This window comes from Streptococcus sp. 9.1 (genome assembly GCF_016648815.1).
GTDB lineage: Bacteria > Bacillota > Bacilli > Lactobacillales > Streptococcaceae > Streptococcus > Streptococcus salivarius_E.
Genome location: NZ_JACLQS010000003.1, coordinates 142,584 through 167,674, shown reverse-complemented (window position 1 = coordinate 167,674; position 25,091 = coordinate 142,584). Strand labels below are relative to the sequence as shown.

The window sequence follows — 25,091 nt, the reverse complement described above, 5'->3', positions numbered from 1 at the left end:
ACTGTTAGGATTGCTTATCATCTCTAATACGGCCAATCAGCAGTTCTCCCGCAACGGTTAATTGCGTCACTGAAGTCAAGTCCAAAGTATCCTTATTGGCATGGAAAAAAAGAGGTGTCATCTCAGCAAATGTTTGAACATGCTCTGATGGCATAGACCAAGTCTTAGCAATCGTCACACGCTCCAAAAGGTCACAGGACTCTTGAAAATGTTCCAGAACATCCTGGTTCGAATAAGCCTGCGCCTCCGGTAACAATTGGCGAAACTCTTTAAGATGATCCTCATGAGGAATAACCTTAAAAACCAAGCCATGATCAGACAAAAGTCGTCCAAATTCTTGATAATTAGCTGGTGAAAAAATATCTAAAATCACATCGATACAGTGTTCACGTAAAGGCAATTGAGCCAAATCGCCAACAAACCAAGCTACATTTTTCTGAGGATTTTGACGAGCCGCAAGAAGGATAGAATCCTTAGACAAATCAAAGGCCATGAAATCCTTGTCAAACTCTTGAGCCAACTGACGGCTATAATAGCCCTCACCACAGGCAACATCTAGAACGTGCGAGTGTTCAGGAAGGTCACGCAAGCGCTCTGAAATCACCTCCAGGATAGGATCGTAATAGCCTGCCGCAAGAATCTGACTCCTCTTTTCAAAAGAAGCCATATCATAGTTCTTATCTCCCTTAGTCTGTCTCAAAAAATTGACAAAGCCCTGCTTGGCGATATTAAAGGTATGCCTATTCTGACAAACCAAGCTAGACAAATCCAAATGCATTGGCGCTTGACAGATAGGACAAGCAAAAAGACTCTCTTGATCTTTAAAAACACTAAATTTGGCCATAAATCCTCCTCGACACAAAAAAAGAGCACACACCTGAAATCGCTTAGGGCTGCTGGATTCCTCCCCTGACCCGCTTCACGCACAGATGTTGCTCCGAAAAATATTATACCATAAATTGCAGTGATTGCAAGTAGAGAACTTATGATAAGACTAGCTAGACCTATCCCCTATCAATCCCTATTATTTCCTTCGGTCAGTCTAAACTTCGATAAAACATAAGACTTACCATGGTGACATTTATGTCACTACTTTTTTATTTCTCGACACCTTATAATAAATCCATAGCTTGAGGAAAGCACCAAAAGCTAGTGACATGGCTGACTTTATTTAAAGGAGAAGTCATGTTTAACATACCTCTTAACTCGTGGTGAGAGGGTATGAGATTTAAAAACTCACCAAAAATAAAAAAAGGAGAATGACAGTGATTAACAAAGAAATGAAGGCAGCTGACCTAGCCTCAGTAACAGGAGGCGGATGGAAGACTAACCTTGCCATTGGAGGGCTCTGCCTAGCTTCAAGACCTATTGGAACTATGGTATGCCTTGGAGCCTACAATGGCTACATGGACTCTGCGCGATAAAAGAAAGGACATATGAACAATGACTAAGACCATTAACAATCGTAAAAACATGACTACTCAAGAACTTGAAGCTGTATCAGGTGGAGTGGTTCCTTGGGCCGCTATTTCTGTTGGCATTGCTGCTGCAAAACTGACTTATGACCTTAGCTATGCTGCAGGTAAGTCTTTCTATAACCTCACCCACTAACTAACAGAACTCAGCTGACATCTCAAAGATTTTGAGGATGATAACTCATGAAACATACAAAAAATCAAACAAATGATACTACTGCTAATCAATCACCTAAAACGAATAACTATTTACTCGTAAAAATAGCTTTAGCTGGAATTATCGGTAGCCTACTTCTGATACTCCTAATCAACCTTATCTTTCATGTACGATTAGGAACACCAATTATTGATGCTAATTTGAAGTCCGCTTTTGGTACTCTGATCCTCTTTATGCCTATTTTTCTTTTGACAAGAGAGAAAGAAAAAAATAAAGCATAGAAAGAGTGACCTAAATTGCCTTCAGGAAAACAAAAACTCATCTTCCATTAAAAAGTGCAAGGCCAAAGGGCCTTGCACTTTTGTTTACATATCTTGCCTTGTTTCCAATTTAGCCAATCGTTTGGCTTCTTTTTTACGTTCACGACTCTGACGGAAAAAGTCTTGCATAATCTTAGCACACTCTTCCTCCATGACACCAGTCTCTACTTCTACGCGATGGTTGAGGCGCTCGTCTCTTAGGATATCGTAAAGGCTACCCGCACCACCAAACTTTTGATTGCTTGCTCCATAGATAACTTTAGGAATACGAGCCAAGCCAATTGCCCCACTACACATTACACAGGGTTCGATGGTTACAAAGAGGGTACAATCTAACAAACGCCAATTGCCCACAGTCCTATTAGCCTCCTGAATAGCCATGACCTCCGCATGCATGATAGCTTGATTGAGCTCCTCACGTGCATTGTGCCCACGACCTAAGACTTCTCCATCTTTAACGATGACACATCCAATTGGAATCTCTGCTTTATCTAGAGATTTTTCGGCCTCCTTAAGAGCTTCAGACATAAAAAAATCTTTCTCTTCTTGGGTAAAGTCAAGCATTAGTGTCACTCCCGTTCCAAGATTTGCGAGACAATATCTCGCCTAGTCCTTCTATTATAGCATAAGAATGATATTCCCTTTCTAAAGGACACAAAAAAAGCTAAGACGAATCATCCTAGCTTCAAACACATTAGTCTGGTGAGTCTTAGGAATCACACCAATGTGTTCCCCCAAGGCTAGACGAAAAGTCAACGACCGCTTAACATCCTAATTCATATGTCAGTCGGAGTGTCATAGTCAATTGTCTGTGAAATCATTATATAGGCCTAAGGCCTCACAACGATAAACAAAAATGCAACTGTTTCAAACAATTGCAAGGATAGCGTTATAGTTGTGATATTTCACACTTTCCTTCCAAACAAATAATGCCTACTATAAAAGTAACTTTTATAGCTTTTTCCTTACCCACCTATAGTTTATCATGAAACCTCTATCATTTAATTTAAAAATCGGTAATAAAACAATGATATGCATTAGAAATAACTGTTAATTGTATGCATTGTTTTGAATATTTTGTTTAACATTTAAAACGTTGATATATCAACATTTTAAGGCTTCCTAAACTATTTTTTCTAGTCTATCTACACTATTAAACACCTATCATCCTAAGTCTTATCTAATTTTACTGTTTATTAGTCTAACAAGTGTTTAATATTTTATCTCCAACAATTCTTTAAAACAAGGTATGGAACAAGATCATGATTTTTTAGAGAGGTTGCTTCAAAGATAGGAGACCTAGATAGCTAGTCAAAGGATAAACTAGAAGGGAAGTTCTTCTTCCAAGACGAGGTCAGCCAAGTCATTATCAGGATTATTTTCCCTAACAGCACGCTGAGCACGACTCTCCAGAAGTTGGAAAGAGGAACAAAGCACTTCAGTAACGTAATGAGTTTGACCATCCTTATCGTACTTACGAGTACGAAGCTCACCATCAAGAGAAATTAAACTCCCCTTGCTAGCATAAGATGCTAAGGTCTCAGCCAAACGCCCCCAGACAACCACTGTAATAAAGTCAGCCTCACGCTCACCATTTTGCGTCTTATAGCGACGATTAACCGCAACTGTAACACGTGTAAAAGACCTATCGCTAGCAGTTTTTACCATTTCAGGAGTCGCCGTCAAACGTCCAATTAAAATAACTTTGTTATACATTTTTTTACCTCCACCTATCTATTCGTAAGCAGAAGTAAAAAAAGTGACAGATTTTGAAAAAGCAAGAATAAAAATAAGATATATATATCACATTATTGACTTCAATTAAATAGAAAAAAGTAAAATCTATTCGGGTGAAAAGCAGGATGAGTTCTGCAATAAATGTACTTGTCACTAAATATTAGACATCTGAAGATGAGCTGAGCTACTAGCAAAGGAAGTAGGAAGCTTGGTATGAGCTGTCGATTCAAAGAACAGTTATCGCCATACAAACTTGTCATTAGTTTACTTACTCAAATCATCCTCTGCTGACCCAGAATTACCACTTAAAATAATTTTAACACTCCGTTTTGAAGTTGTTTTATTGATAGAAGAGAGACGAGAGTCCTTTGCCTTTTCTTTGTAAGCTGAAATAGTTTGGAATTCACTTATTGCACACTACCAATGACCAATACTATAAAAGATAAAATATTTCCTAGCACATGAACCATCAAGGGATAGTAAATATTTCCCTTTTCATTCACATAAATAATTGAAAGGGCTACTCCGCCACCTAAGTAACCAACTGCACTGACCCACTCTGATAAAGACAAACTGTGCATATGGGTCAAGGCGAAAACAAATCCTACCACACAAATGCTTAGCCAGCTTGGCAAATGTCTCTGTAAACAATGCAATAAAATTTGACGGAAAAAGAGTTCTTCCACAAAAGGTCCAATGATACAGGCGAAAACTGCTATCAGTAGTGGTTGTTCTTTAAAGGTACTTTGTATATTAGCCTCGTTTAGTCCTTGTTCACTTAGTCCCAAAACCTGCCTCAATATTGCCGATAGTAGTCCAAAGAAAATGGTCACCAGGACAAGTAAGAGCCAGCCTTTTAAAACCCCCAAGAAAAATTTTCTTTTAGAACTTCTGACCTCTTTCCACTTTTTGAGCAATTCAGACTTAAATAAGAAGCAACCATACAAAAACATGATGGTATAAACTAAATAGGTCGTTAAAGAAGAAGGTAAGGGAGCATCAAATACTCGTATACCGTCAAAAACAAAAAGGACTGTATAGAGAATCATAAAAACAAGGACTCCCTTATGTTTGTTGTAAACCATTGAACTTTCCTTTCTTTATATAATCATCACCAAATCTGAGTCTGACAGATAAATAAAACACAACTTGATTAATAAACTTGAAGCCACATTTTTTAGATAATTGCTCGGATAAAGTTGTTTTGGCAAATAATAGAGATTGAGAGCAATACTATTATATTTTGATGATGAACTTGGTAAGCATAAAGAGGTTCTCGAAATTTTGAACCATTTGCCAAGACGAGCTCTCCTAAAAAAAAGCGGTATATACTTACCGCTTCTTGTCTTATTTACCCTTTCCAGTGTTTAGCTGGATCAAAAGCCTCACCGACTACTGCTGAATCATCAAGCTCAATAATACCACGTTTTTGTGGGGCATTTGGAAGTGCCAACTCACGTGGGGCACACATCATACCATAACTATCTTCACCACGAAGTTTTCCTGGGAAGATAAGGGCACCACTAGGCATCATAGCACCAGGAAGGGCTACGATAGTTTTAAGCCCAAGCGCTGCGTTTGGTGCTCCTGCAACGATTTGGACCTTCTTATCACCGATGTTCACTTGGCAGATGTTAAGGTGGTCACTGTCTGGATGTGCAACCATTTCATCAATTTGTCCAACCACAAAGACTGGACCTTGTGTGTTTTCCAAACGCTCTTCAAAGCCCTCTTTAGCCAATTCCTCGTTCAAAACAGCTACATCTTGGTCTGACAAGAAAACTTGACCGTTACCTTCAATATCAATGAGGCTTGACGCTTCAAAAATATTCCAAGCAAGAGTCTTGCCTGTTTCATCAGCTGTGACACGCGCCACTTTACCTTTACGTTCTACGCTACGTTTGATGTCCTTAGTATCTTCCAAGATAACCAACAAAACGTCACCAACTTGTTCCTTATTGTATGCAAAAATCATGGGTTCTCCTTCAATAGTTCTTTTATAGATTTTAAAATCGACTGACATGCCAAGAATCGTCATTACTACCATAGCGATAACTAATCTTGTCAATTTTCCAGTCACTCTCTGTTAATTTTACGATAAATTGTTTATGGTACCAAAAGTCATTCCCATAAGAAAATTCGAGAAACATCTTAGCCTTACTCTTCATAATAAACTTAACTCGACAGGGCTCTAACACAAAATCATAGGTGCCTGGAGAACCAAAAGAAGCTGAAAAACCTCTTTTATAACAGTTATCAGTCAAGTATTTTTGAGCTAAAGGAGTCAACTTCTCTTTAAATTCATCAAATAACTCCATTTCCCCAGGAATAGTTTGATGTGTAGGCAGATTATTTTCCTTTTTGTAGGTGTTTATTTCTTGGTGTTTTAGGAAGATATCACTTTCAATTTTGGAATGCTCTACTAAAATTTGGCATAATTCTTCGATGATCTCCTCATTTTTTTCTGTCAGATACTTTTCTTTAGTTTCTGAAATATCAAGAGAGATATTAGGAAAGTGATTGATTTTCATCTTTTAAATCTCCGACAAAAAGGCATTGACTTCTTCTTTGGTTTTACGAGCTTTATTGACCAAGCGTCCCAATTCCTGACCTTTCTGAGTCACGACAAAACTTGGGATACCAAAAATATTCCAAGTTTGCGCCAAAGCCATATAATCATCACGGTTAACACGCACAAAGGTCATATCTGGATGGAGGGCTTCAATTTCAGGCATAACGGGATAGATAAACTGGCAGTCTGGACACCAATCGGCAGTGAAAAAGAAAACCACCTTTTGATCACTTTCAACATAGCTTGCCAATTCTTCAAGATTCTTAGGAATAATCATGCCTGCTCCTCCTCATAGGTCAAGATATCCTCTGCATAAACAAAGCTATAGGAACGTCCATCCTCTAAGACGATACCTCCTGTAAGTCCTGGATTTTCCTTATCAGTGGGATTTGTATAAAGGACTGCGATAGTCCCCAAGTGAGATAATTCTTGTCTAATATCTTGGATTAATGCAGCCTTCTTCATTTCTGTACGTGACTGTCTATACTTCTCTGCCATTGCCAAGAGACCTAAAGCTCCTACGCCTCCAGCAAACAAGGCCAATGTTTTACGTTTCATAAGAAACATTTTACCATAATTTTAGACGAATGGGGAGAGGCTACCTATCTCTTGAGAATCGTGCTAAAATAGTAGCAAGTACTACTCAAGGAGGATTTTATGACTACCCTATTTGACAAAATTAAAGAAGTAACCGAGCTCAGTGCTACTTCAGGCTTTGAAGCTCCTGTACGCGACTACCTTCGCAACAACATCACCCCACTTGTAGATGAAGTCCAAACAGATGGTCTCGGTGGTATTTTCGGTATCAAGCATAGCCAAGCAGAAAATGCCCCTAAGGTGCTTGTGGCTGCCCACATGGATGAAGTTGGGTTTATGATTAAGGAAATCAAAGCAGACGGAACTTTCCGTGTCGTTGAACTTGGTGGTTGGAACCCACTTGTTGTCAGCTCACAACGCTTCACTCTACACACTCGTGACGGCCGTACCTATCCTGTCATCTCAGGTTCAGTGCCACCTCATTTCTTACGTGCTAGCGGTGGAGCTTCAAGTCTTCCCAGTGTTTCTGATATCGTCTTTGATGCTGGTTTTGCCAACCAAGAAGAAGCAAATGCCTACGGCGTTTTCCCAGGTGATGTCATCATTCCTGAATCAGAAACGATTCTCACAGCCAATCAAAAGAATGTCATTTCTAAAGCTTGGGATAACCGTTATGGTGTTCTCATGATTCGTGAACTCTTGGAAAACGTTAAGGATCAAGAACTCAACAATACTCTAATCGCTGGGGCCAATGTTCAAGAAGAAGTTGGTTTACGTGGTGCCCATGTCTCTACCACTAAAATTGATCCTGAAGTTTTCTTTGCAGTGGACTGTTCTCCTGCAGGTGATATCTATGGTAATCAAGGTAAGGTAGGTGATGGTACACTTATTCGTTTCTTCGATCCAGGTCACATCATGTTGCCCAATATGAAAGATTTCCTTTTAACTACTGCTGAAGAAGCTGGTATCAAATACCAATACTACTGTGCTGCGGGCGGAACAGATGCTGGTGCCGCTCACTTGCAGAATGCTGGTGTTCCATCAACAACTATCGGTGTTTGTGCCCGCTACATTCACTCACACCAAACCCTTTATGCGATGGATGACTTCCTAGAAGCACAGGCCTTCTTACAAGCTATTGTTAAGAAGTTGGATCGCTCGACAGTAGATTTAATTAAAAACTACTAAGACAAGGAGTAACCCATGATTATAGGTTTTATCGGTGTCGGAAAAATGGCAACAGCCATTATCAACGGCCTAAATACAAGCTCACATCGTATCATTATTTCAGGGTCTTCCTTGGCTCGTTCACGCCAGATTGCAGAGGAACTAGAGGTTGAAGCGGCTGCTTCCCATCAGGAATTGTTGGATAATGCTGACCTGGTCATCCTTGGTATCAAACCTCAAATGTTTGATAAGGTACTAGCCGATCTCAATTTCCATCAACCTATCATAAGTATGGCTGCTGGAGTGACCTTAGAACGCCTCGCTTCCCTCACCAGTCCAGACCTTCCTCTTATTCGTATCATGCCGAACCTTAATGCTCAAATTCTCAAAAGCACTACTGGTCTTTGCACTAATGATAAGGTATCCGAGGACCTTTTAGCAGTTGCCAAGGAAATCACAGACAGTTTTGGAACCACTGTTGAATTGGCTGAGAAGGATTTTGATACCTTTACTGCCTTAGCAGGTTCTAGCCCTGCCTACATCGCCCTCTTTATCGAGGCTCTAGCCAAGGCTGGTGTCAAAAACGGCCTAAGTAAGCAGGTCGCTCTGACCATTGCCACACAGACTGTTCTAGCTACCGCTGAAAATCTCAGTCTTGGTAGCGACAGTCCACATGATCTTATTGACAAGGTATGTAGCCCTGGTGGGACTACTATCGCCGGTCTCATGGACCTTGAGCGTACAGGCCTCACCCATAGTGTGGTTTCAAGTATTGATACCACCATTGCTAAAGCTAAAAAACTATAAGAAAAAAGCTCGGAAGATTCCGAGCTTTATTTGATATATGGTGCTAAAAATTGTAAGAGTAATAACATTGAAACCGCAATACTATTGTTAATGATATGGGCCATGATACAATACTCTAACTTTTGAAACTTACGATATGCTATCCCAAGGACAAACCCCATACCTGCATATATAATCCAAACACCGATACTATTCGGCATATGAACAAGGCCAAAAAGTAAACTACTAACAATCAAGCCAACAATAGAATCTGGATTAAAGACGCGTCCCATGAGAAGCCCGCGAAAAACCAGCTCTTCCACAATTGGTGCCATAATTACTGTAAACGTTATGAGAAGGAAGGGATTCATATGGGCATTTTCTATGGCTGCCTGATTGGTGCTATTACTAACACCTTCCATCATCATGACTATAGAACCAATCCTAGTAACGATATAAATACCTAGGTAGGTCAAGCCAATCATACCCCAGGCCCTCAGGGAAGAAAGGGCCTTAAAGCCTTCGAAAAGCCCAAGACGTTTTCCTAAGAAAAGAGCTCCTGCGCTCATAAGAAGCAAGACAAAAATTAAGAGACAGACCAGCCTTATATCTTTGACACCTAAATAGATGGTTGGAACTTGATCAATAATTAGTATTAGGAAAGCTAGTAAAAAATAAAGAAAGCGTTTGAGAATTGACCCTTTGTTCATGAGAATCCACCTCTTTTCATCATCTGTTTGTACTTTTATTATAATACAACATAACTTATTTGACAAGACAAAAAGAAAACGAAAGAGGAGTTTTTCAAGATAATATAGACTCTTATCCTATTTTAGATAGGATGAGACGAATAAGAGCAAATCCCAATACTAAACCATAGAGCAAGACTGATAAGACTGTAACATATGGCAACTGAATATTGACAAAGGCATATAGGGCAATCAAAGCAAAGATAAGCAAAAACTCTAAAATCAGAGTTGCAACTGCTGTCGCCATTAAAATCTGTTTATTTCGCTCATCGTAGGCAGCAATATACATCCGATGAAGACGTTTGGGATGGGTAAGTGTAGCAAAATAATAGATTGACAAGACATAAACCCCAATGGTAAATCCCAATACTAATCCTAGAGCATAATCACTAAGACTGTTAGAGCGAACAACAAACAAACCCAAAACACCCAAAGACAAAAGAGAACAGGCTACTCGTGTAATGTATTTCTTAAACTCGGCCTCTGTTTTTCTCTTTCCTAATAACATTTTTATTAACATATCTTAACACTCCCTCTATTATCCTTTATAAGAGCAATATAACTTTTTTCACTGACAACTTTAAACACTTATTCACCTTAAACGAAAAGACTGAGTAGTACACTTATGCTATTGTTTAAGATATGAACACCCATACTGTACTCGATACGCTTAGTCTTATAATATGTTATCGCAAGACCAGCTGACATAATACCATAGATGACAATTGTCTGAAGCGTAAATGCTGAGTGACCAGCCATAAAGAGAAGACTGGAAATAACAAGACCCGTCTTAAAGTATTTTCCAAAGAGCACCTTGGCTAAGAGTCCCCTAAAAATGATTTCTTCCATAATCGGAATAATAAAACCGGCGACTACTAGGTGAAGATAGAATGGTACGTGGGCAAAGATATCATTTAAAGCATCTTGATTTTCCATAGTCGCATTGTGTGTTAACTGACCAATAAAATACCCTAGAAGATCACCTAGGAAAAAGATGACGAGATTGAGAGAAGCAATCGCAACGAGACGTCTCCAATTAATCTCTTTAAGCGATAAGAGTTTAAATCTATAAGCAATCACGATAAAAATAGCCAAACTCCCTAATGCCCAAATACCGTAACCTATTTGCTCCACAAGTGAAAACTTACCATCCTGAGTAAGTAGCGGGAAAGCACCTAATAGTGTTAAATCTAAGATTAGTAGAGTGAGCGCTAAAACAATAACACCAATTTTCTTCATGACTTGTTTAAACATATCTTTTCTCCTTAATCTTCCTCAAAAATAAAGACTTCTTCAATAGTCTTTCCAAAATATCTAGCAATTTTAAAAGCCAGTTCCAACGACGCATTATAGCGACCTTTTTCGAGTGAAATGATGGTCTGTCTCGTGACCCCCATTTCATCTGCTAACTCTGCCTGACTAATCTTATTAGCCTTGCGAAGTTCCTGAATTTTTGTTTCCATGTAGTACCTCAACCTTATCGTTTATTCTCAAATAGTTAAACTCCTTACTTTTATTTGTTAAGTTAACTTTACATTTATAGTATAGTCTACTTTACATATTTTGTAAAGTCTTTTTTACATTTTTTGTAAAGTTTTCTTTACTTATTGAATTACACATATATAGACATCGACAAATGATGCTTTCAGAGCATTCAAAAAAGCTAGCCAATCACTCGGCCAACTTTTCTGGTCTTATCAAATTTTTGATAACTTATTTAGTTTTAAGGCGCTCAACATCACGCGCAATCACCAACTCTTCATCTGTTGGGATAACAAATACTTTAACAGCTGACTCTGCTGTTGTAATATCGCCTACATGTCCAAAGACATTCTTTTCAGGATCCACTTCAATACCAAACCAAGTGAGACCATCCAAAACTGAAGCACGAACTTCCGCAGAGTTTTCACCAATACCTGCTGTAAAGACGATAGCATCCGCTCCGTTCAACACACCGAAGTATTGAGCGATGTATTTACGCAAACGATCCACATAAAGATCATAGGCCAAGGCACATTTTTCATCACCAGCATTCTTACCAGCAATGATATCACGCATATCACTTGATTTTTCAGAAATGCCAAGAAGACCTGATTCCTTATTAAAGACGTGACGGATACGCTCAGCATCTGCCATTTCAGGCTCACGATCAATAACAAATGGAATAATCGCAGGGTCAAGGTCCCCAGTACGTGTTCCCATCATAACGCCACCAAGTGGTGTCAACCCCATTGACGTGTCTACTGATTTACCACCATCAACGGCAGTAATAGAAACACCATTTCCCACATGGGCTGTGATAATCTTAGTTTCTTCAATTGGCTTACCTAACAACTTAGCTGCTTCTTGAGAAACATATTGGTGGCTAGTTCCGTGTGCTCCATACTTACGGACTTGGTAGTCTGTATAGTAACGATTAGGCACTGGATAACGGTAGGCCACTTCCGGCATAGATGTATGGAAGGCTGTATCAAAAACAGCAACACTTGTAATATCTGGGAGGAGCTCCTTAAAGGCACGAATCCCTGAAGCTGCACCTGGATTGTGTAAAGGCGCTAAGGCTGACAATTCTTCAATCTTAGCCAAGGCATCTTCATCCACCAAGCTTGATTCTTTGAAATATTCTCCACCAGCAACCACACGGTGACCAACACCTGTAATTTCATCATAGCTCTTGATAATATCAAAACGAATCAAATCATCAAGCAAGATTTTTACTGCCTGAACATGGTCAGCAATATCTAGAGTTTGCGATTCTGAACGGTCATCAAATTTTACTGTTGAAACAGAATCTTTCAAGCCGATACGTTCAATCAAACCCTTAGCAAGAACAACTTCATCTGGCATCTCATATAGTTGCCATTTCAAGCTTGAGCTTCCTGCATTAATTGCTATTGTTTTTGTCATAAGCCACCTCTTTGTAAAACGCTTTCAATAATATAGTCCTATTCTAACATGTTTTGCTAGAAAATGGAATTATCTGATTTCCATTTTTGGAAATTCTCTGTAAAATCTTTGAGGACCTCTGGGTTTTGCAAATCACTAAGTGGATAAACAAAGGTCTCAGGAGCATTTTCAGTTTGTTTTTTAAGCACAAAGATAGACTTCATGTTATGTTTATTGCCAAAAGCTGCTTCTGGAAGAGTGATAACGGCAATAATATCAGCATATCCTGATAGCCATTTCTTAAGCAAATCACTTTGTGGGCTTGTCAAAAGATTAGTTGGTGCCAAAAGAATAGCAATACCATCTTTCTTCAGGTACTTGAGTGATTGCTCCATGAGAAGGTGATGGGCATAGGTGTGTTCACCGGTTGCTGCAACCTTGAAACGACTCGCAATCTCATCATTTGGGTAATAACCAACAGGTAGATCACTGATAATAACATCACTCTCTTTGAGAATGTGTGGTCGAACAGCATCTTCTTGGATGTAAACTGCACTTGAATTCACCACATCAGCAATGCTAGCTGACAAATCGATAAGGAGATCGTCAACTTCCATTCCCATATAATTAAGGGTTTTCTGACTATTATTTAGAAGAGTTTCAGCCAAGTTTCCTGTCCCCGAACCAATCTCCAAAATATCTAATTGGTCGTCCTTGGTCAAACCTTCAAGTAGGTAAAGAATGATAAATCCAATAGCATCCGGTGTAAATTGGTGATTGGCTTGTAAGGCTTCCAATTGCCCTAGTTTAATAAACAAGAACTGAAAAGCACGACGCCACTCCTCTTTACTTAGATCAAGGGCACGTAATTTCTCGTTGTTTTTGATGATGACTTCATTAGCTACCTCAGCCCCCAAATAATAGGAATTTTGCTCAATAAGCGCATCGTAAGCATGGGTTCCAAGATCATTTTCAATGGTTTGGACATTTTCTAACAACAGCTCAAAGGCTGTCTCAATTGCTTCAAAATTCATGATTTCCTCCGTCCTTCTATCATATCAAAAAGGAAAGAGAATTTCTATTTCTGCTCCTGCTTCTTCACATAACGATAGGTCTTGATTTGACCTTTACTGGCAACTCTAACAATCACTTGTTTGTCCTTAACCTCATAAGTCGTAGTTCCCTGAGAGAAACTAAAAGCACCTGCTTCCTTGTCCGCCAAGTCCATGGTCATCTCTGCCATGAGACGACTCTGACTGGAGATCATTTGCGCTTGGTTCTGTCTAGAGCTAGCAACCACCCGCTCCAGATAAACATGAAGAAGGAGTGTGAAAATGCCAGCCATAAACAGAGCATATAGGAGAACACCTCCCCTAACTTGTTTTTTCAAAAGCATAAACAAAACTCCTTTGTAGCCCATTTTTAAGAGTCACTTGGATGGTGACTATCTGGCTCTTTTGGCTTATCGTACTAGATTTTACATTAAAAAGCATAGGTTGGTAACCTCGACCATCAGCATTTGTTTTTCGAAAATCAGTAGCACTTGATAGTCCAAAAGCTAAGTCTTGATTATCCTGCTTGACATAGAGTTTGTTCCCCTCTACCTTTACCAACTGACAACCTTCTAATTCTGCCTCCATTTGTTGAACAAATAGGAGCCAGTCTTGGTTTTCTTGTTGCTTGACCTGCTTAACATTGCTCACCAATACTGTGGTCAGACCTTGATAAACTTGAATTGAACCAGCAATCACCAATAGAGCTACTAGACATTCCAAGAGGGTAAAAGCACGAACCTTGCTATTGAGAGACATGAATAATCTCCTTTCCTGATTCATAAACCGCGATACCTTGCTTGCTACGTTTAACTGTCACTGTGATGCCATTTAAGGTCAACTGATCCTGTTTGGTCTGAACTGCCATGGTTGCCACACTCAAGACCTCCTGTTGGTGGAGATTCCTAGCCATTAGCCTACGATTGGTATTGATTTGTTCCAAAATAAGACCACTGACAAGTACTAAAACAGCCATTGCTACCAGGCTTTCGATAAGAATATAGCCTCTAAGAGACCGTCTTTTTATATTTACCGCTGCCCATATTAAGCTGATAGGTCACCACCTCCTTATCACTTGAAAAACGAATCTTTGTGAGGCTAGAGTTGCCTCCTTTGGCATCAAACACTAGCGTCTGCCCCTTATCCAGATGTATATTTTTAGGAATCACCAGACTTGATTTTCCGTTACTGATTTTATCCTTGGCCAACTGCAATTCAACATTGGACCCTTCCGCCGCTGCCAAGCGCTGACTATCTCGGTATAGGTACTCAAAGCGCAGATAAAAAAGATTAGTCTCAACCTGCTGAAAAATACCTGTGACTGAGCCTGATAAACTCAGAGTGAGAAAGGCAACCACTGCTAAAGTCACCAGACTCTCCAACAAGGTAAAGGCTCTAATTGGCCACTGAGCGGCTTTCGCCACCATGTTTCGCATAGTAATCATTGTATGAATCTGCCTGTTTTTGCGTGATTTGACCTTCTGAAACAAGAGCGGCTAAGCTAGCTGTCTTGTTATTCTTCATTTCATAAAGTTCTGCTTGAGAATCCACGACCTTGACCACAGCCGCATTTCCAGTCTCTTTAACAGAATCCTTCTGCTTGCTCAAGTTAGGTACAAAGAGCAAAAGGAGAATACTGATAATGAGAAGCACGACCAGCATTTCAATCAGCGTAAAAGCACGTAATTTAACGGCATTCAATTTTTTCAACATCATTTTCATGACATCATTCCTTCCATATTTTGATACATTGGTAATAGCATAGCTGCATAGATCATTACAATCACGACAGCAACAATAACAAAAATGAGGGGTTGCACAAAGGTTGTTGCCTTATTAAGACGGTTAAAGAAAGCCTGCCAAACCTCTTCAGCATAGACTTCTAACTCATAGCCCAACCTAGCATTAGCCTCTCCATAAGCAATAATTAAGGATAGTTCCTTAGTGAAGAAAGGGTGACTAGCAATACGGTCAGGAAAACTCTGTCCTAGCATCAAGGCTTCTTCTAAATCAGTCCCCAGCTCACGAAAGAGCTTGGACTTTTGCTCTTTCATTAGAGCAACCAAGTCTAGCAAGTCAATACCTTGCCCTAAGAGATTTCCCCATTCTCTAGCATAATAGGCGGTCGTATATAGCCTGACAGTTTGGCCTATAAAAGGGATTTTTGCCATTCGTCGATAAAAGACAAGGGCTGGCTGGCGTTTCACCCATAGATAGAGAATTAAGCTTAATACAAGCAGTCCGCACAAAGTCACAAAAAAGAGCTGGGGAAAGATTTGAACCAACTGTACAGCCCAATTATCCTTACCATCACCCTCTAACAGTTGAGGTAAAAGATAATTTTTAAGTCCTAACATAATCAGAATCAGGAAACCCAGGAGTAGGATAGGGTAGGTCGCTACCTCCATGAGTTTCTTGCGAACCTTGGTCATGCGAAGCATGTAGGTTTCAATCTTGGTTAAACTACCTAGAAGATTACCGTGCTTATCAGCAAGGGCAATCTGAGTAACAATATTGTCCGAAAAACCCACTGACGCAAACATCTGGTCTAGCCTGTCGCCTCGCATTAAGCTTGCTTTCATAAGAGATAATGACGATTCTTTCAACAAGTGACTTCGCTCCAAAAAGGCTACGATTTCAGTTAAAGTAAACCCTGCCTTTAGAAGTTGTTTGAAAAGCTGGATAACCTTGACTTGCTGATTAATCTTTAATTTTTTCCCCTTGGATATCCCCTTCAGTGAGATATCCTTGTTGAACCAAGCCTTCCAACTGTTGGTTCCAGCTGGTTGACGAATGGCTTTGGAAATTTTCACTGGCAAAATCAATCACACCTCCTCCCTTAATCAAACGCATATAGGCAATCCCTTGAAGAGCATTATCCAACTCAGACTTATCTACACCAAGGTCCAGAAGACGCTCATAAACACCTGCCACACTCTTTGCGTGAATAGTTGAAAGAACAGTCACTCCTGTCAGACTAGCTCTAATAACCGCTCGAGCAGTCTCCTTATCTCGAATTTCTCCAATAATCAAAACATCCGGGCGGTGACGTAGTGATAGCTTAATCAAATTATCATAGGTCATGTCAATTGCCTGATTTACCTGGAGTTGCAAGACATTATCCTGTTTAATTTCCACAGGATCTTCAATCGAAATCACCTGCTGTCCCTTAAAACGCTCCTGAACCAATTCATGCATAAGCGTAGTCTTTCCAGAACCTACGGGACCTGCAAAGAGATACAAGCCACGATAATCCAAAGCATCCATAATCGGCTGGATTCCTTGATTCCAATACACCAATTCTCGACGTTCGGAATGTAGAACACGAATAACTAAACTTTCTAAGCCGCGATAATCCCCAACGGTTGATAAACGCAGAGAAACCCTTTGACCATCACCACAATCATAGTCACAGGAACCTAGTTGACTCCTACGCTTCTCACCCACCATCATTCCCGCCACAAATTTAAAGTGACCAATAAGACTAGCCATGAAATCAGGCCGATATACATCAATTAATCTCCTCTCCTGGCCAACTCGCATATAGAGCTCGTAATTATCCTGACGTGGAATGACATAGATGTCTTGAGCCCCACAACTATCAGCATTTTTGATCATTTCCTTAGCAAATTCTGTTACCATAAGGACCTCCTCATAAACCTATTCGTAAAAAGTTTAAGAAAATGAAAAGAAGCCCGAAAAAAATTCGAGCTTCTGCATTGTTTAACGTTTAATTTTACAGTGGGCATGATTTGGAAGATCATTTCGCTTTTCATATCCCGGACGGTATTTTTCCTCAGGAATTTCCTGCCAATCATCCAAAAGAGCAATCGATTGATAGACCTGCAGGTATTCGTCACACTCCTCACACCAGTGTTTATCCTCTTGGTCCCAAAAAGCAGTCATGACACTACTACGGCTGATATAACTTGGCAAGGTTTCTTCCATGGCAAACCAAAGTTTTTTATAGTACTTGAGGGCATCATAAAAATTTTCAAATTCCTTAGTACTGATGATATCTTCTTGCCAGCCTTCTAAGAACCACCACGGTTCCAAATCCCCTTTCATTTCAACTACTTGGTACATTTTTCTTTCTCACTTCATCTTTGGTGTTCCTATTATACAAAATTTTCTGGAAAAGATAAAAAAAATGGTCTTATATTTTATATTTATCAAAAATTGAAGAAATTCTAGTCATATAAATACGAAAAGAACTCACAATGAATTGTGAGTTCTTTTGATTTCGTTTTAGTCTTCAGATGATTCCACAATTGCTTCATCAACAGCAATATTTTCAATAACTTCAACTTCGTTAACTGAAAGTGGTTCAATGTTACGGTAACGAGCCATACCTGTACCAGCAGGAATAGTCTTACCAATGATAACATTTTCTTTAAGACCAAGGAGATGGTCTTTCTTACCACGGATAGCTGCATCTGTAAGCACACGTGTTGTTTCTTGGAAGGAAGCCGCTGACAAGAATGAATTTGTTTCAAGTGAGGCTTTCGTAATACCAAGAAGAACTGGACGAGATGTTGCAGGAACACCACCAGAGATAACAATATCCTTGTTAGCATCTGTGAAGTCAGAAATGTCCATAAGTGTACCTGGAAGGAGATCTGTATCACCTGGATCCATAACACGTACTTTACGAAGCATTTGACGAACCATTACTTCGACGTGTTTGTCACCGATTTCTACCCCTTGGCTACGGTAAACTTTTTGTACTTCTGCAAGAAGATAAGTTTCAACTGACAAGGTATCACGCACTTCAAGGAGACGTTTAGGTTGGATTGACCCTTCTGTCAAGGCTGCACCACGGTGTACTTCGTCACCCACTTCAACTTTCATACGAGCTGTAAATGGAACAACGTATTCACCCATTCCAGTCTTACCTTGAACGAAGACTTTCTTAGTACGTGTTGCGGCATCTTCTTCGATTTCAATAACAGTACCTTTAACTTCAGTGATAACCGCTTCCCCTTTAGGGTTACGTGCTTCAAAGATTTCCTGGATACGTGGAAGACCCTGTGTGATATCGGTGTTTGAGGCTACCCCACCGGTGTGGAAGGTACGCATAGTAAGCTGTGTACCAGGTTCCCCGATAGATTGAGCGGCGATAGTACCAACTGCTTCACCAACTTCAACCGCATCACCTGTTGCCAAGTTGATACCGTAACAGTGACGGCAGACACCGTGACGTGTGTTACATGTAAAGACTGAACGGATAGTTACTTCTTCAACACCAGCATTGACAATAGCAGCAGCCATGTCTTCAGTAATCAAAGTATCTGGACCTACGATTACTTCACCTGTTGTAGGATTCTTAACTGATTTCTTAGTGTAACGACCTTGAAGACGTTCTTCAAGTGTTTCCGTAACTTCTTTACCGTCAGTAATCGCACGGATGAGAAGACCACGGTCTGTTCCACAGTCATCTTCACGGATGATAACATCTTGGGCAACGTCAACCAAACGACGAGTAAGGTAACCTGAGTCGGCTGTCTTAAGGGCCGTATCGGTCATACCTTTACGCGCACCGTGAGTAGAGAAGAACATTTCCAAAACGCTCAAACCTTCACGGAAGTTTGAAAGGATAGGCAATTCCATGATACGTCCGTTAGGCGCGGCCATCAAACCACGCATACCGGCAAGTTGAGAGAAGTTAGAGATGTTACCACGAGCTCCTGAGTCCATCATCATAACGATTGGGTTCTTAGGATCTTGTGTCTCAATCAGACGTTTTTCAAGTGCTTCTTTCGCTTCACGCCATGTTGTTGTAACAGCAACATAACGGTCATCATCTGTCATCAAACCACGACGGAAGGCCTTGTTAATTTCTTCAACACGATGGTGAGCAGCATCGATAATTTCTTGTTTGTTATCGATAACTGGGATATCGGCGATACCCACTGTCAAACCAGCAAGTGTTGAGTGGTAGTAACCAAGGTCTTTCAAACGGTCAAGGAAGGCTGATGTTTCAGTCGTACGAAGACGTTTGAAGGTTTCAGCGATGATGTTACCAAGATTTTTCTTCTTGAATGGCGCATTAATTTCCAAACTATCAATAACTGTTTGGATATCTTGACCTGGTTCAAGGAAGTACTTATCTGGTGTACTATCTGTCAAGTTCTCATTTGTTGTTTCTTGAAGATATGGAATTTCTGCTGGAATGATTGAGTTAAAGAGAATCTTACCAACAGTTGTAACCAAAATCTTGTGAAGTTGGTTTTCTTTCCAAGGTTTATCAGGCATGCTGTCTACTGCGATACCGACACGGCTATGCAAGTGAACATAACCATTACGATAAGCCATAACTGCCTCATCAATATCCTTGAAGACCATACCTTCACCCTCACGGCCTTCTTCTTCCATAGTCAAGTAGTAGTTACCAAGAACCATATCCTGAGATGGTGTTACGACCGGTTTACCGTCTTTAGGGTTAAGGATGTGTTCAGCCGCAAGAAGGAGCAAACGTGCTTCAGCTTGAGCTTCTTCAGACAATGGAACGTGGATGGCCATTTGGTCACCGTCAAAGTCGGCATTGTAGGCCTCACATACCAATGGGTGAAGACGAAGGGCCTTACCATCAATCAAGACAGGTTCGAAGGCCTGGATACCCAAACGGTGGAGGGTAGGTGCGCGGTTAAGAAGTACTGGGTGTTCCTTGATAACATCTTCAAGAATATCCCAAATACGTTCGTCACCACGTTCAACCATACGTTTAGCGGCTTTCACGTTACCTGCGTATTCACGCGCAACGATTTCACGCATCACAAATGGTTTGAAAAGTTCGATGGCCATCAAACGTGGCACACCACATTGGTACATTTTAAGTGTTGGACCAACGGCGATAACGGAACGTCCAGAGAAGTCAACACGTTTACCAAGCAAGTTTTGGCGGAAACGACCTTGTTTACCTTTAAGCATGTGGCTCAAAGATTTAAGTGGACGACTACCTGGTCCAGTGATTGGACGACCACGACGTCCATTATCGATAAGGGCATCTACCGCTTCTTGCAACATACGTTTTTCGTTTTGCACGATGATACCTGGGGCATTCAATTCAAGCAAACGAGCCAAACGGTTGTTACGGTTGATAACACGACGATAAAGATCGTTCAAGTCAGATGCCGCAAAACGTCCACCATCCAATTGAACCATTGGACGAAGGTCTGGTGGCAATACTGGCAAGATGTTAAGAACCATCCATTCTGGTTTGTTACCAGACTTATAGAAGGCATCAAGAACGTCCAAACGACGAACAGCTTTAACACGTTTTTGACCAGTTGCTGTCTTCAACTCTTCTTTGAGTTCAGCAATTTCAGCTTCCAAATCCACTTGTTTCAAGAGATCTTGGATAGCTTCTGCACCCATTTTAGCGACAAATGAACCATGTCCATACTCTTGCAATTTTTCACGATATTCACGTTCTGTCAAGAGAGATTTTGGTTCAAGTGGTGTTTCCTTTGGATCGATAACCACGTAAGCTGCGAAGTAGATAACTTCTTCAAGCGCACGAGGACTCATATCCAAAGTCAATCCCATACGAGAAGGGATTCCCTTGAAGTACCAGATGTGTGATACTGGTGCTTTCAACTCGATGTGACCCATACGTTCACGACGAACCTTAGCACGTGTTACTTCAACACCACAGCGGTCACAAACGATACCTTTATAACGGATACGTTTGTATTTTCCACACGCACATTCCCAGTCTTTAGTAGGACCAAAGATCACTTCGTCGAAGAGACCTTCGCGTTCTGGTTTGAGCGTACGGTAGTTGATTGTTTCAGGTTTCTTAACTTCACCATAAGACCATGAACGGACCTTAGTTGGTGAAGCTAGTGTGATTTGCATACTTTTAAATCGATTTACGTCAACCACTAGTATTACCTTTCTTTTGTTCTATTGACAATAGCAGCGCTATTCTCACCTTTATCAGCTACCTTAGCAGAGAGTGTGAACTCCCTCTCTAAAGCTTATTTATTCTGTTTTATCTGAAGCTTCTTCTTTAGCTTTTTCTAATTCAGCAGCTTCTTTGGCTTGTTGTACACGTGCTTTTTCAAGATCATCAACGTGCATGACATCGTCGTCTTCACCTTCATCAAGATCACGCAATTCAACTTCGTAGTCATCCTCATCAAGGACACGCATATCAAGACCAAGTGATTGCAATTCTTTAACAAGTACTCGGAATGATTCTGGTACACCTGGTTTTGGAATTGGTTTACCTTTAGTGATAGCTTCATAGGCTTTCAAACGTCCGTTAACGTCATCTGACTTGTAAGTCAAGATTTCTTGAAGGATATTTGATGCACCATAAGCTTCAAGGGCCCAAACCTCCATCTCACCGAAACGTTGTCCACCAAATTGTGCTTTACCACCAAGAGGTTGTTGGGTAACAAGTGAGTAAGGACCAACTGAACGGGCGTGAAGTTTATCATCAACCATGTGGTGAAGTTTGATCATGTACATGACACCAACTGACACACGGTTATCAAATGGTTCACCTGTGCGTCCATCGTAAAGGATTGTCTTAGCATCACTATCCATACCTGCTTCACGAACAGTATCCCAGAGGTCTTCTGAGCTTGCCCCGTCAAAGACTGGTGTTGCGATGTGGATACCCAAGTTACGAGCAGCCATACCAAGGTGAAGTTCCATAACCTGACCGATGTTCATACGTGATGGCACCCCAAGAGGGTTCAACATGATATCAACTGGTGTACCGTCTGGAAGGTAAGGCATGTCTTCAACAGGAACAATACGAGAAACAACCCCTTTGTTACCGTGACGACCGGCCATCTTATCTCCGACCTTGATCTTACGTTTTTGTGCGATGTAAACACGAACAAGCATGTTAACACCTGATTGCAATTCATCACCGTTTGCACGTGTGAAGATTTTAACATCACGAACGACACCATCACCACCGTGAGGTACACGGAGTGATGTATCACGTACTTCACGAGATTTATCACCAAAGATAGCATGGAGAAGGCGTTCTTCAGCAGAAAGGTCTTTTTCACCTTTAGGTGTTACCTTACCAACAAGAATGTCACCTTCTTTAACCTCAGCACCGATACGGATAATACCCATTTCGTCAAGGTCTTTGAGGGCTTCTTCACCAACGTTTGGCAATTCACGTGTAATTTCTTCAGGCCCAAGCTTTGTATCACGTGTTTCTGATTCGAATTCTTCCAAGTGAACAGATGTATAAACGTCATCTTTCACAAGACGCTCACTCATGATAACGGCATCCTCGAAGTTGTAACCTTCCCATGTCATGTATGCGACAATAGGGTTTTGACCGAGGGCCATTTCTCCACCTTCCATAGATGGACCGTCAGCGATAAAGTCACCTTTTTCAACAATATCGCCAACCTTAACCAAAGTACGTTGGTTGTAGGCAGTACCTGAGTTTGAACGACGGAATTTTTGAATAGTATAAACATCAAGAGAACCATCTTCACGACGAACTTCAACTTTATCAGCATCAGAGTAAACAACTTTACCGTCGTGTTGAGCAATAACTGCAGCTCCTGAATCATGGGCAGCTTGATATTCCATACCAGTACCAACATAAGGTGCTTTAGGATCAATCAAAGGCACAGCCTGACGTTGCATGTTGGCACCCATGAGGGCACGGTTAGAGTCATCGTTTTCCAAGAAAGGAATACATGCTGTCGCAACGGCAACTACCTGTTTAGGAGAAACATCCACGAAATCTACAAGGTGTGATGGGTACTCTTGGTTATTACCTTGATGACGACCCATAACGATTTCTTCTGCAAATGTGCCATCTTCGTTCAATTTAGAGTTAGCCTGAGCAACTGTGTACTCATCTTCTTCATCGGCAGTCAACCAAACTACTTCGTTGGTTACTTTACCAGTTGCACGGTCAACCTTACGATATGGTGTTTGAATGAAACCATACTTGTTAAGGTGTCCGTATGAAGACAAGTTATTGATCAAACCGATGTTAGGTCCTTCAGGTGTTTCAATTGGACACATACGACCGTAGTGCGTGTAGTGCACGTCACGAACTTCATATCCGGCACGGTCACGTGTCAAACCACCAGGTCCCAAGGCTGACAAACGACGTTTGTGTGACAACTCTGACAATGGGTTGTGTTGGTCCATGAACTGTGACAACTGTGAAGAACCGAAGAATTCTTTAACAGCTGCGGTTACAGGGCGAATATTGATGATTTGTTGTGGTGTCAAGACTTCGTTATCTTGAACTGACATACGCTCACGTACGTTACGTTCCATACGAGCCAAACCAATACGGAATTGGTTGGCAAGCAATTCACCAACGGCACGGATACGACGGTTACCAAGGTGGTCGATATCGTCTACTTTACCGATACCTTCAGCAAGGTTGAGGAAGTAGCTCATTTCAGCTAAGATATCCGCTGTTGTCAAAGCACGAACTTTATCATCTGGGTTGGCATTACCAACAATTGTAACTACACGATCTGGATCATTTGGTGCAACAACCTTGAATTTTTGAAGAACAACAGGTTCTGTAACCACCGCATAATCATTTGGTGTGTATACAAATTTGTTCAAATCACCATCCAAGTATTCTGCGATTGAATCAATCACATCACGTGTCATTTCAGTACCAGCTTCAACAAGGATTTCACCTGTTTCAGGATCTACCAAGTTTTCAGCAATTGTTTGTCCCAAAAGACGTGTCTTGATGTTAAGTTTTTTGTTGACTTTGTAACGACCAACAGCAGCCAAGTCATAACGACGTGGATCAAAGAAACGAGCTACAAGCAAGCTACGTGAGCTGTCGGCAGTTTTTGGTTCACCTGGACGAAGACGTTCATAAATTTCTTTAAGCGCTTCATCAGTACGTGAATCTGCTGGGTTTTTGTGGATATCTTTTTCAATGGTGTTACGAACCAACTCGCTATCACCAAAGATATCAACAATTTCGTCATCACCTGAGAATCCAAGCGCACGCACAAGCGTTGTGAATGGAATCTTACGTGTACGGTCGATACGAGTGTAGGCGATGTCTTTTGAATCTGTTTCAAGCTCAAGCCATGCCCCACGGTTAGGGATAACTGTTGATCCATAACCCACTTTACCGTTTTTATCAACCTTATCGTTAAAGTAAACACCAGGTGAGCGCACCAACTGAGAAACGATAATACGTTCACCACCATTGATGATGAAAGTACCCATCTCAGTCATAATAGGGAAATCTCCGAAGAAGACTTCCTGAGTTTTGATTTCACCAGTTTCTTTGTTAATAAGGCGGAAAGTCACAAAGATAGGTGCTGAGTATGATGCATCGTGGATACGAGCTTCTTCAAGTGTATACTTAGGCTCTTTCAATTCGTAACCAACGAATTCCAATTCCATAGTGTCTGTGAAGTTTGAGATAGGAAGTACATCCTCAAAAACCTCTTTAAGACCAGTATCCAAGAATTCTTTGAATGAATCCGTTTGGATTTCAATCAAGTTTGGTAAATCAAGAACTTCTTTGATTCTTGAAAAACTACGACGGGTACGATGTTTCCCGTATTGAACGTCATGTCCTGCCAAGTCTTCTACTCCTTTTCTACATTCGAGACTTGCTTTGCAAGTCGTGCACTTTAAATATTTGTCTTCTGCCTTTTTCAGTTGCTTG

29 protein-coding genes and 1 other RNA gene are annotated in these 25,091 nt (G+C 40.7%); 5 read left to right on the top strand and 25 right to left on the bottom strand.

Annotated elements, in window-relative coordinates:
• Nucleotides 1-4: 4 nt before the first annotated feature.
• A complete protein-coding gene (locus H7T93_RS04125; protein ID WP_038676851.1) occupies nt 5-844 on the bottom strand; it encodes a methyltransferase domain-containing protein in 840 nt (279 codons plus the stop codon).
• A gap of 14 nt (nt 845-858) precedes the next feature.
• Nucleotides 859-944, bottom strand: an RNA gene (gene ffs / locus H7T93_RS04120) — signal recognition particle sRNA small type.
• A 321-nt stretch (nt 945-1,265) separates the two neighbouring features.
• Between ffs and H7T93_RS04115 the strand changes: the two genes are divergently transcribed.
• Genes H7T93_RS04115 through H7T93_RS04105 form a run of 3 tightly spaced genes read left to right on the top strand, consistent with a single transcriptional unit; the run spans nt 1,266 to nt 1,913 of the window.
• Nucleotides 1,266-1,424 carry a class IIb bacteriocin, lactobin A/cerein 7B family gene (locus tag H7T93_RS04115; protein ID WP_038676853.1) on the top strand — a complete coding sequence of 53 codons (159 nt, stop codon included), beginning with the start codon at nt 1,266-1,268 and terminating at the stop codon, nt 1,422-1,424.
• A gap of 19 nt (nt 1,425-1,443) precedes the next feature.
• The gene (locus H7T93_RS04110) at nt 1,444-1,611 is read left to right on the top strand and encodes a class IIb bacteriocin, lactobin A/cerein 7B family (protein WP_002885883.1); all 168 of its coding nucleotides are present in this window, start codon (nt 1,444-1,446) and stop codon (nt 1,609-1,611) included.
• A 47-nt stretch (nt 1,612-1,658) separates the two neighbouring features.
• Complete coding sequence (locus H7T93_RS04105) at nt 1,659-1,913, top strand: hypothetical protein (protein ID WP_038676855.1); 255 nt, start codon at nt 1,659-1,661, stop codon at nt 1,911-1,913.
• Between the two features lie 84 nt (nt 1,914-1,997).
• Here H7T93_RS04105 and tadA read toward each other — a convergent pair whose 3' ends face one another.
• The 7 genes from tadA to H7T93_RS04070 all read right to left on the bottom strand — a co-directional run bounded on the left by tadA (nt 1,998) and on the right by H7T93_RS04070 (nt 6,819).
• Nucleotides 1,998-2,516 (bottom strand): tRNA adenosine(34) deaminase TadA, encoded by a 519-nt coding sequence (gene tadA, locus H7T93_RS04100; RefSeq protein WP_049553956.1) that lies wholly within the window; start codon nt 2,514-2,516, stop codon nt 1,998-2,000.
• Nucleotides 2,517-3,275: 759 nt separating this feature from the next.
• Nucleotides 3,276-3,668 (bottom strand): single-stranded DNA-binding protein, encoded by a 393-nt coding sequence (locus tag H7T93_RS04095; RefSeq protein ID WP_002885697.1) that lies wholly within the window; start codon nt 3,666-3,668, stop codon nt 3,276-3,278.
• A 428-nt stretch (nt 3,669-4,096) separates the two neighbouring features.
• Nucleotides 4,097-4,774, bottom strand: coding sequence for a CPBP family intramembrane glutamic endopeptidase (locus tag H7T93_RS04090; RefSeq protein WP_002887005.1), 678 nt, complete (start codon nt 4,772-4,774; stop codon nt 4,097-4,099).
• Nucleotides 4,775-5,040: 266 nt separating this feature from the next.
• Entirely contained in the window at nt 5,041-5,664 is a 624-nt protein-coding gene (ytpR, locus tag H7T93_RS04085) for a YtpR family tRNA-binding protein (protein WP_002885779.1), read from the bottom strand.
• 31 nt (nt 5,665-5,695) lie between these two features.
• A complete protein-coding gene (locus tag H7T93_RS04080; RefSeq protein ID WP_022496105.1) occupies nt 5,696-6,220 on the bottom strand; it encodes a hypothetical protein in 525 nt (174 codons plus the stop codon).
• Nucleotides 6,221-6,223: 3 nt separating this feature from the next.
• Nucleotides 6,224-6,538: a thioredoxin family protein gene (locus H7T93_RS04075; protein WP_070475326.1), complete on the bottom strand. Its 315-nt coding sequence runs from the start codon at nt 6,536-6,538 to the stop codon at nt 6,224-6,226.
• Complete coding sequence (locus tag H7T93_RS04070; RefSeq protein ID WP_021152625.1) at nt 6,535-6,819, bottom strand: DUF4651 domain-containing protein; 285 nt, start codon at nt 6,817-6,819, stop codon at nt 6,535-6,537. Before H7T93_RS04070 ends, H7T93_RS04075 begins: the two co-directional genes overlap by 4 nt.
• Before the next feature lie 99 nt (nt 6,820-6,918).
• Here H7T93_RS04070 and pepA point away from each other — a divergent pair, with 99 nt between their 5' ends.
• A complete protein-coding gene (gene pepA / locus H7T93_RS04065) occupies nt 6,919-7,986 on the top strand; it encodes a glutamyl aminopeptidase (protein WP_175057816.1) in 1,068 nt (355 codons plus the stop codon).
• A 15-nt stretch (nt 7,987-8,001) separates the two neighbouring features.
• Complete coding sequence (proC, locus tag H7T93_RS04060) at nt 8,002-8,772, top strand: pyrroline-5-carboxylate reductase (RefSeq protein WP_013991257.1); 771 nt, start codon at nt 8,002-8,004, stop codon at nt 8,770-8,772.
• Nucleotides 8,773-8,798: 26 nt separating this feature from the next.
• On the opposite strand, the gene H7T93_RS04055 is transcribed toward proC, so the two are convergent.
• The 16 genes from H7T93_RS04055 to rpoB all read right to left on the bottom strand — a co-directional run bounded on the left by H7T93_RS04055 (nt 8,799) and on the right by rpoB (nt 25,006).
• The gene (locus H7T93_RS04055; protein WP_175057817.1) at nt 8,799-9,461 is read right to left on the bottom strand and encodes a CPBP family intramembrane glutamic endopeptidase; all 663 of its coding nucleotides are present in this window, start codon (nt 9,459-9,461) and stop codon (nt 8,799-8,801) included.
• A gap of 112 nt (nt 9,462-9,573) precedes the next feature.
• Nucleotides 9,574-10,020 carry a CAAX protease gene (locus H7T93_RS04050; protein ID WP_175057818.1) on the bottom strand — a complete coding sequence of 149 codons (447 nt, stop codon included), beginning with the start codon at nt 10,018-10,020 and terminating at the stop codon, nt 9,574-9,576.
• A gap of 77 nt (nt 10,021-10,097) precedes the next feature.
• Entirely contained in the window at nt 10,098-10,754 is a 657-nt protein-coding gene (locus tag H7T93_RS04045; protein WP_014632546.1) for a CPBP family intramembrane glutamic endopeptidase, read from the bottom strand.
• A gap of 11 nt (nt 10,755-10,765) precedes the next feature.
• Nucleotides 10,766-10,963: a helix-turn-helix transcriptional regulator gene (locus tag H7T93_RS04040; RefSeq protein WP_002885716.1), complete on the bottom strand. Its 198-nt coding sequence runs from the start codon at nt 10,961-10,963 to the stop codon at nt 10,766-10,768.
• A gap of 250 nt (nt 10,964-11,213) precedes the next feature.
• Complete coding sequence (locus H7T93_RS04035) at nt 11,214-12,407, bottom strand: acetate kinase (RefSeq protein WP_002885831.1); 1,194 nt, start codon at nt 12,405-12,407, stop codon at nt 11,214-11,216.
• Nucleotides 12,408-12,463: 56 nt separating this feature from the next.
• Nucleotides 12,464-13,420, bottom strand: coding sequence for a class I SAM-dependent methyltransferase (locus H7T93_RS04030; protein WP_002885753.1), 957 nt, complete (start codon nt 13,418-13,420; stop codon nt 12,464-12,466).
• 44 nt (nt 13,421-13,464) lie between these two features.
• The gene (gene comGG / locus H7T93_RS04025) at nt 13,465-13,782 is read right to left on the bottom strand and encodes a competence type IV pilus minor pilin ComGG (protein ID WP_021144683.1); all 318 of its coding nucleotides are present in this window, start codon (nt 13,780-13,782) and stop codon (nt 13,465-13,467) included.
• Entirely contained in the window at nt 13,760-14,197 is a 438-nt protein-coding gene (gene comGF, locus H7T93_RS04020) for a competence type IV pilus minor pilin ComGF (protein ID WP_021144684.1), read from the bottom strand. The genes comGG and comGF overlap by 23 nt, the downstream gene beginning before the upstream one ends.
• Entirely contained in the window at nt 14,184-14,414 is a 231-nt protein-coding gene (comGE, locus tag H7T93_RS04015) for a competence type IV pilus minor pilin ComGE (protein ID WP_021144685.1), read from the bottom strand. The genes comGF and comGE overlap by 14 nt, the downstream gene beginning before the upstream one ends.
• Nucleotides 14,415-14,445: 31 nt before the next feature.
• Entirely contained in the window at nt 14,446-14,874 is a 429-nt protein-coding gene (comGD, locus tag H7T93_RS04010) for a competence type IV pilus minor pilin ComGD (RefSeq protein WP_253183813.1), read from the bottom strand.
• Nucleotides 14,834-15,148, bottom strand: a complete 315-nt coding sequence (comGC, locus tag H7T93_RS04005; protein WP_037611125.1) for a competence type IV pilus major pilin ComGC — start codon at nt 15,146-15,148, stop codon at nt 14,834-14,836. The genes comGD and comGC overlap by 41 nt, the downstream gene beginning before the upstream one ends.
• 8 nt (nt 15,149-15,156) lie before the next feature.
• Nucleotides 15,157-16,257: a competence type IV pilus assembly protein ComGB gene (comGB, locus tag H7T93_RS04000; RefSeq protein ID WP_175057819.1), complete on the bottom strand. Its 1,101-nt coding sequence runs from the start codon at nt 16,255-16,257 to the stop codon at nt 15,157-15,159.
• Nucleotides 16,139-17,080 (bottom strand): competence type IV pilus ATPase ComGA, encoded by a 942-nt coding sequence (gene comGA / locus H7T93_RS03995; protein ID WP_002885658.1) that lies wholly within the window; start codon nt 17,078-17,080, stop codon nt 16,139-16,141. Before comGA ends, comGB begins: the two co-directional genes overlap by 119 nt.
• Nucleotides 17,081-17,161: 81 nt before the next feature.
• On the bottom strand, nt 17,162-17,524 hold the full coding sequence (locus tag H7T93_RS03990; protein ID WP_002887019.1) for a DUF1033 family protein: 363 nt from the start codon (nt 17,522-17,524) through the stop codon (nt 17,162-17,164).
• A gap of 162 nt (nt 17,525-17,686) precedes the next feature.
• The gene (gene rpoC / locus H7T93_RS03985; RefSeq protein ID WP_002887020.1) at nt 17,687-21,325 is read right to left on the bottom strand and encodes a DNA-directed RNA polymerase subunit beta'; all 3,639 of its coding nucleotides are present in this window, start codon (nt 21,323-21,325) and stop codon (nt 17,687-17,689) included.
• Nucleotides 21,326-21,424: 99 nt separating this feature from the next.
• Complete coding sequence (rpoB, locus tag H7T93_RS03980; RefSeq protein WP_002885744.1) at nt 21,425-25,006, bottom strand: DNA-directed RNA polymerase subunit beta; 3,582 nt, start codon at nt 25,004-25,006, stop codon at nt 21,425-21,427.
• Nucleotides 25,007-25,091 lie beyond the last annotated feature (85 nt).